Raw genomic sequence first — 7,261 nt, forward strand, 5'->3', positions numbered from 1 at the left:
GGCGCGCTGACGATGGAGTTGCCGACCGACGCCGATGAAGAGGTCGCATCGTGGATTGCCGCGGGAACACCGCCCATTTTTTTCGGGTTTGGCAGCATGCCGGTCGAATCTCCGGCCGAAACCGTTGCCATGATCGGCGCGGCCTGCGAGCAGTTGGGCGAGCGGGCAGTGGTTTGCGCCGGGTGGAGTGACTTCAGCGATGTCCCCCGTTTCGAGCACGTCAAGGTTGTAGGCGCGGTGAATTTCGCGGCCGTTTTCCCCGCGTGCCGCGCGGTTGTCCACCACGGTGGCGCGGGCACCACGGCCATAGGTCTGCGGGCCGGGGTTCCCACCTTGGTCCTTTCGATGGACGTCAACCAGACGTTCTGGGGAGCTGCGGTTAAACGACTGAAGGTCGGCACTGCCCGCCGCTTGTCGGCCACTACACGCGAATCGCTGGTCGCTGACCTGCGAACCATCGTCGCCCCTGACTACCGCACCCGGGCCCGCGAGCTCGCGACCCGGATGACCAGACCCGGCGAAAGCGTTGCAGCGGCAGCCGATCTCCTGGAAGAGAAAGCTCGATCGGCGCGTGCTTGCTGACCGACGACTGACCCTCGAGATGATCGGCGCATGGCCAAATGCTGGCAGATTGCCGGTTAGTGGCAACCTCTACGAGCTAAATCCATACGACAAGGCCCGCCGCTTTCTACCCGTGAGGGCTGCCCGGGACGCAGTCTTGATGGCCATGTGATCCTTGCACGTGAGCGAGCTGGCGCGAACCGCTGAGCTCAACGCAAGGAGTATCGGCAAAGATCAGGACGCAGACACCTGTGCTGCAATGCGATTAACGAAGGTGAGGCCGCCGCAACACGTCGGCGTTCGAGTTTTGAGGACAACTCCGACCAGGCGTATCGACAATTCAGCGTAGCCAATCGTTCTATGCGTCAATTCAATTGGGACGTGCCTCCGTCGCGGTCTGACGTGCGGACCGCGTCGACAGCCCGGTCAACTTACCGACCTCGCGCAGCGACCGCGCCGACATGCGACGTGATCGACCTCTGTGCATACTTCCACCCGCGAATCGCTGGGTGGCCCTGACGGAGAACTGCCGTCAACAGACAATGATCGTGCGTTTGGCTTTCGCTAGCTCAAAACGCCTGTGGCAGCAACTTTTCCGAAAAATTAGCCGGCGCGCGCTCCGGGGTCACAGGAATCATCGGGACCAGCCGTTCGAACAGTAGAAGCCGGGCGCCACTCCCCGCCGAGTGTCCGTGTGCTCCCTGGTCACGATGTGCTGTGGAGGGAAAATCAGTTCCCGGCGCCTCGCGCTGCCGACAGGCAGTCGGACCGGGATGATACCGCCCAACTACGTAGCCGGTGCCGCAACGTGATCACGGCGTCCTGACGTTTAGGGTCAGCGCCTTTGCGGACTTCAGTATGGTGGTGAAAGAGTACGCGTAGCGTATGGCACGATCCCGTGGTCGCTTTGCTGGAGGTTACGGCGCAAATGACTTCAAGCGGAAAGAGGCTGCTTAGCAGCGCGGCCGTGCCGCTCGGCCGAACGTCGGGGTCTGACTCAGGTGGTCACGCTCCGGCCGAAGCAAGCGCTCCGACGCCACCTGCAGCGCCCGGGGTCGACTTGCGAACCACCCCGAACCCAATCAGGCCACCCTCCGAGATCAGCATCGATGACTGCAAGTTGATCGATTTACCGAAGATTCATGACCTCCGAGGAAACCTCACGTTCATCGAAGCGGGCAGGCATGTGCCATTCGAGATAGAAAGGGCCTTTTGGATCTACGACGTCCCGGGCGGGTCGGTGCGAGGAGGCCATGCGTACCGAACTGTTCACGAATTTATATTGGCGCTGTCCGGGAGTTTCGAACTGATGGTAGACGATGGTTCGCATCAAATTCGTTACACGTTGAATCGTTCCTACCATGCTTTATTGGTTCCTAACCTAATTTGGCGAGAGATGATCAATTTCTCTACGAATTCCGTTGCGCTGGTGCTCGCCTCCGGCCCATTCGAGCCCGCCGATTATGTGTATGACTACGGCGATTTCCTTAGGCTCAGAAGCATCCAATGAATCGTCTCGACGAATGCAGAATATTGAATCTCGAAAGGGTCGAGAGCTCTAGAGGCAACTTGTCTCCGCTCTATGGGGGGATTCACGTCCCCTTTGCAATAAAGAGGGTTTATTTTCTTTATGACGTTCCTGGTGGAGCCGAGCGTGGCGCGCACGCGCATCGCGCACTCCAGCAATTGATTGTGGCCGCGTCCGGATCTTTCTCGGTCACCCTTGACGATGGCCTACGTCGAAAAACCGTTTCGCTCAACCGTTCCTACTATGGCCTGTATCTGCCAGGCTTGGTTTGGAGAGAGATCACAGATTTCTGTACGGGAGCGATATGCCTGGTGTTTGCTTCCCTGCCCTATGACGAAAGCGACTATATCCACGACTATGAGGAGTTCCTGGCAACGGTCCGCGGGCAGGCGGGGGGGAGCGATGCGGTTGGCCTCCACGAGCGTAGTTTTGCTCAACAATCATGGCCTGAAAAGGAAATCGACTTGGAGGTTGATTCGGGTCGCCCCTCGCAGCTGTCATGCGATCGTTCAAACGGAAGTGGAGCAAAACCAAGCCCGGTCTGCGGGGCTGGATCGAGCTGAGGGCAATCGTCCCGTTTCAGTAGCCTGCTCTCGGGGTGGACAATGACCGACCCTTTCGTGACGGTGCCGTTTCTGGACGTCCGCGCTGCCACACGGGAGCTCGAAGCTCCGGCACTGGAGGCCGTCGAGCGAGTGGTGCGCGGTGGCTGGTATGTACTGGGCGAGGAGACAGCGGCATTTGAGCGTGAGTTCGCCGCCCTTACCGGCGCCGCCCACGCGGTAGGAGTCGCCAATGGCTTGGACGCTATTGCCCTCGCGTTACAGGCACTCGGAATTGGCACCGGTGATGAGGTCATCGTGCCAACGAACACCTTCATCGCAACGTGGCTCGCGGTGGTGCGCATCGGCGCCCGTCCGGTGGGCGTTGAGCCGATCGTTGGTCAGTGGACCCTGGATCCTGCTCGGGTAGAGCATGCAATTACTCCGCGAACGCGCGCTATTGTTCCGGTACACCTCTTCGGCCAACCCGCAGACCTTCACGAGCTCTTGGCATTGGCAAGGAAACACGGGTTGGTCGTTGTGGAGGATGCTGCGCAGGCGCATGGGGCGCGCTATGCCCGTCAACGGATCGGCGCGCATGGCCATGCCGTGGCGTGGAGCTTCTATCCTGGGAAAAACTTGGGGGCTTTCGGTGACGGGGGCGCCGTGACCACTAACGATGCCGAGGTAGCTGCCCGCGTTCGAGCGCTTGGCAACTACGGAAGCAGCGAAAAATACGTCCATGACTTCGTCGGGGCGAATTCGCGACTCGATGAAATTCAGTCTGCTGTTCTTCGCGTAAAATTGGAGCATCTTGACAATTGGAACGCTCGGCGGCGAGCGATAGCGCAGCGCTATGCGCAGGAACTCGCTGATATTCCAGGGTTGAGTTTGCCCGAGGTTGGACCCAACCGTGAACACGTGTGGCACCTCTATGTAGTTGATCATGAGTTGCGTGATCAACTGCAGAGGCACCTGGCAAGCAGGGGGATCCAAACCTTGGTGCACTACCCGATCCCTCCGCACTTGTCGGGCGCGTTTTCGTCACTTGGTCTTACAAAGGGGGCATTCCCTATCGCGGAAAAGGCAGCGCGGACTCACCTTAGCCTCCCCATTGGTCCTCATTTGTCCGACGAAAACGTCACTCTAGTGATCGACGCCTGCCGATCGTTTCGCCCGTGAACATCCTCTTGTTTGGTCCTCTTCCGGTCAGCGCGGGCAATCCGGCGAAGTCATCCTCGCGGTACGGGCGTCGCATTGACGTAAATTTCTGAGCCGAAATCGGGCATGCGGCGACTCAAGCGGAACAGACCCTCCAGGTGAGCCTCGGTGAGAAACCCGCGGTCGCACAGATCCTGCATTTGCGCATGGGTGAACGGCTTGATGAAGTAGCTGCCGCTGGACTGGACCTCGAAGCCCTGCTGGCTTAGCAGCTTGGCGAGGCTGTCGAGGTCAAAAGTGGAGTGCTGCTGCATCAGCTTCTGGGTGGACGACAGCTCGAAGGGGTCTTCGATCAAGCCCATCTCCACCGCCAGCATGCGGTGCAGCGAGTGCGCATTCGGTACATTGACATGCACAATGCTGCTGGTATGACAGTGTGGCAGTAGCGCCTGCAACAGTTGCTGAGGTTCGTCGACTTCGTGCAGCAGACTGCTCAGCACGATCAAGTCAAAACCCCCGGGTTGGAGCGAGGGAGCCACCTGCTCCAGAAAGCTCTCCAATATCTCTGTTCCCTCGCGGCCAGCGGCAAGTTCGCGGGCATTGCTTGCGAATTCGGCTGAAGGCTCAACAACTGTGACCTTGATGGCTGGGTCGAGGTCGGTGAATAGCGGTCGCAAACCGCAGCCGACTTCCAGTAACGATGCTGGGCGGAACTCAGCGACCTGTTGCAGCACAACTCGGCGACGGTACCGCGCCTGGATCGCCTCAAACGGTAGCTCGCGGTATGAACGGCTGTAGGACTCGATGTCACGGCTCAAGGCGCTTCTCCAACCGGAATTTGAGCGATTCGCTGAACCCTAGCGCCCGTTTGAAATGCATTAGTCCAGGGTTTGGTTGCAGGTCGACGGTTGCAGTGCCGACATCGAGCAGGCCAATGCCGCGTGTCTGGCAGCTCTGATAAAGGTGCTCCGCGATGAATACCACAGGGCTGTACTGGCTGTAGCCAGGGCGATCACCCCAGCAAAAGACGTACAGCACATCCGCGCTCAGTCGCAGGCAGATCGCGGCGGCGGCCATCTGCCCCTGGTGCTCGCACGCGTACAGCTCAACATTGTCGGGAAAGAGTTCCTGCATCTGCCGCAGCGGTTCTTCGCCCATAGTCATGGGATAGCCGCGGGCGGCACGGTTTTCGGCGATGGTGCCGTACACATCGGGTAACCGTTCGGCGTCTGCCGCGGAGACTTCGAAGCCTTCGCGCCGGCACTTGTTCAGGCGTTTGCGGTTGGCGTAGTTGATCTTCGCGGCGAACGGCTGGTCATCGACGGTCTGGCCGTAGTTGAGGTCGACCAAGGATTCCGCGAAACCATTGGCGCGGAACACGAAGTACTGAACCGATACGTCGGCCGGATCATGCTGCAACGGAGGCAAGAGCACCTGCAGAACCTTGCCACCGTGTGCCTGCAGGTAGCCCGAGACTTCCGCGACAAAGGCCTGCAGATCGTCGTGTACAACCCCAGAAAGATGACTGAGTGCGCCAAATGTACCGCGTGCCGGGCTGCGGAAAACGCCGGGCGTCACTTCAGTGAAATGCGCTGTGATACAGGCACGCTCATCGAGTAACCACTGAAAATAGTGGCCCTTGCCATCAGCATGTAAGCGGAAAAACGCCTCCGTATTGAATAAGTGGAGACTATCTTGCGGGAGAAAGCGGTCAACAACTAACAACGGGGAATTCCAGGCGCGATGCTGACTTGGGATGACCCCGCTGCCCGGCTTGGAGGTCGTAATCGTCGAACAGCATCACTCGATCACAAGGAATGACGGCAGTCCCGGGTTGCCGTGCCCGGTACGTTGCAGGCGGACACGGTCGAGCCCGAACACCTCGCGCACGGCCAGCGTTTCTCCGGGGAACTCGGCGCAGTTGAGCTCGTCGAAGCCGATGACGCTGCCCTTGGTGAGATGAGGCCTCAACAACTCGAGGCAACGCTTGGTCGGCCCGTAAATGTCCATGTCAAAGTAGGCGAACGCCACGATGGTCTGCGGGTGTTCGTCGAGGTATGCGGCCAACTGCTCGGGCGCGTCGCCGGTCCGGATGTCGAACTTGCGGATGTGCGAAAACGGACTCATCTCCTCGCGGGTCGCAAGGACGTTTGTGAGGAAGTCCTCGTAGCGTTCGCCGGTTGCCAGGCCTCCCACCTTCGCCATCTCGTCGTCGCCGTCGCGCGCATCTATCGAAGGGAAGCCCCTGAATGTGTCGAACCCTACGATCGTGCGGCTGTAGTTCAGCGGTTCGTGCAGCGTCCGCAGGCTGTCGAGGATCGCGAGGTCGCGACCGAATCGTACGCCGAATTCCAAAATTACGCCGGGAACGGTCAGAATACGGCGGTACAGGTCGTCGAAGAATGCAATCCGCCGCAGGACATGCGGCGGAAGAAACAACGGCAGGTGATGGAGGCGTTCCCGCGCCGAGCCAGGGAACCGCTCCGAGAGATTCGCGAGCGAGTCCTCGGCCTCGGTGATCGCGCTGGTAGCGCGGAGGTCCATGCTACGGGTCTCGGGCGTCATGCGGTTGCTCGCTTAGGTCGGCGGCGAAACACGAGGTGGTGCATCGCCGGGTGGTCGGGGACGTGGCGTCGAGTAAAGACGAAGCTGTCGACGCCGACGGCTGGAAGCGTTTCAGTGAGCTGATAGATCGCCTCGTAGAAGCTCCCCATCGGCTCCATCGTACGGTGCGGAAAGTCTTGGATCTCGTGAACGATCTGCCAGAATAGGTCGTCCTTAACGTCTTGGAGATGCTTTTGCGCGCTGTCGGTAAAATCCGTTGGCCTGCAAATGTTCTGTCCGATCTGGAGCGGCGCAACCTGCCGCTCCTGCGCAGGCAGGAATCTTTGAGGATGCGGCAGTAAGTCCCTGTTGGGAACAGTGTCGCCGAGCTGGGAAAGCATGGTGGCGGAGTCTAGCAGTCCGGTCCGGGTACAAACGTCTGCCTTTGAGTTGGCACCCGACGTACTCGGCCCCTTTGCGGATCCCTCGGACAACGACGTTCGACCAGGAGTCATCGCCTGCAGAACCGATGTGCCCGCCGTTTGCTGTAGCGTCCCCTGATCCAGCGACATTGTCAGCCGGTCGTGCAGACCGCCGGCTAAGCTTTGCCGAAACACACGCTCCCGGCGTTCGAATGTTCTGTGCCCCTGGCGACTTTCAACCCAGCAGCGATCCCATCAACTTAGGCAGAGTCGATTGGCGACGTGTGGCCGGTGCCAAACATTTTTCGGCTTACATTCGCCGATCAGCCAACATGTCTGAGTCGAGCTTTCTCTTCCATAAGATCGGCGACGGTCGCAACGCTTTCAGCGGGTGTGGTCATTCGCGTCGCAATCTCGCGGGCCCGGGCGGCGTACTCCGGGGCGAGGATGGTGCGCAGATCCGCGACTAATGATTCGCAGGTAGTGGTCGAAAGGCGCCGCAC

General features: G+C 59.8%; 8 protein-coding genes and 1 pseudogene. 4 read left to right on the top strand and 5 right to left on the bottom strand.

Annotation, left to right across the window (positions count from 1 at the left end):
* From A5791_RS26875 to A5791_RS26150, 4 genes are all read left to right on the top strand, one after another.
* Positions 1-582: glycosyltransferase (locus A5791_RS26875; RefSeq protein ID WP_369828107.1), on the top strand; the 582-nt coding region annotated here is incomplete at its 5' end.
* A 907-nt stretch (positions 583-1,489) separates the two neighbouring features.
* Positions 1,490-2,071, top strand: a complete 582-nt coding sequence (locus tag A5791_RS20120; protein WP_197504739.1) for an FdtA/QdtA family cupin domain-containing protein — start codon at positions 1,490-1,492, stop codon at positions 2,069-2,071.
* The gene (locus tag A5791_RS26145) at positions 2,068-2,652 is read left to right on the top strand and encodes an FdtA/QdtA family cupin domain-containing protein (protein ID WP_082967035.1); all 585 of its coding nucleotides are present in this window, start codon (positions 2,068-2,070) and stop codon (positions 2,650-2,652) included. The genes A5791_RS20120 and A5791_RS26145 overlap by 4 nt, the downstream gene beginning before the upstream one ends.
* A gap of 42 nt (positions 2,653-2,694) precedes the next feature.
* Positions 2,695-3,813 (top strand): DegT/DnrJ/EryC1/StrS aminotransferase family protein, encoded by a 1,119-nt coding sequence (locus tag A5791_RS26150; RefSeq protein WP_156661524.1) that lies wholly within the window; start codon positions 2,695-2,697, stop codon positions 3,811-3,813.
* A gap of 50 nt (positions 3,814-3,863) precedes the next feature.
* Here A5791_RS26150 and A5791_RS20130 read toward each other — a convergent pair whose 3' ends face one another.
* The 5 genes and pseudogenes from A5791_RS20130 to A5791_RS27340 form a co-directional block, all read right to left on the bottom strand.
* Entirely contained in the window at positions 3,864-4,610 is a 747-nt protein-coding gene (locus A5791_RS20130; RefSeq protein WP_067240581.1) for a bifunctional 2-polyprenyl-6-hydroxyphenol methylase/3-demethylubiquinol 3-O-methyltransferase UbiG, read from the bottom strand.
* Positions 4,600-5,517 (bottom strand): GNAT family N-acetyltransferase, encoded by a 918-nt coding sequence (locus A5791_RS20135; RefSeq protein WP_197504737.1) that lies wholly within the window; start codon positions 5,515-5,517, stop codon positions 4,600-4,602. Before A5791_RS20135 ends, A5791_RS20130 begins: the two co-directional genes overlap by 11 nt.
* A gap of 75 nt (positions 5,518-5,592) precedes the next feature.
* The gene (locus A5791_RS20140) at positions 5,593-6,357 is read right to left on the bottom strand and encodes a hypothetical protein (RefSeq protein WP_197504738.1); all 765 of its coding nucleotides are present in this window, start codon (positions 6,355-6,357) and stop codon (positions 5,593-5,595) included.
* Positions 6,354-6,737 carry a hypothetical protein gene (locus tag A5791_RS20145; RefSeq protein WP_067240585.1) on the bottom strand — a complete coding sequence of 128 codons (384 nt, stop codon included), beginning with the start codon at positions 6,735-6,737 and terminating at the stop codon, positions 6,354-6,356. Before A5791_RS20145 ends, A5791_RS20140 begins: the two co-directional genes overlap by 4 nt.
* Before the next feature lie 344 nt (positions 6,738-7,081).
* Positions 7,082-7,261: pseudogene (locus tag A5791_RS27340) on the bottom strand (glycosyl transferase family 1); the annotation flags it as partial.

This window comes from Mycobacterium sp. 852002-51163_SCH5372311, from assembly GCF_001667115.1.
Classification (GTDB): domain Bacteria; phylum Actinomycetota; class Actinomycetes; order Mycobacteriales; family Mycobacteriaceae; genus Mycobacterium.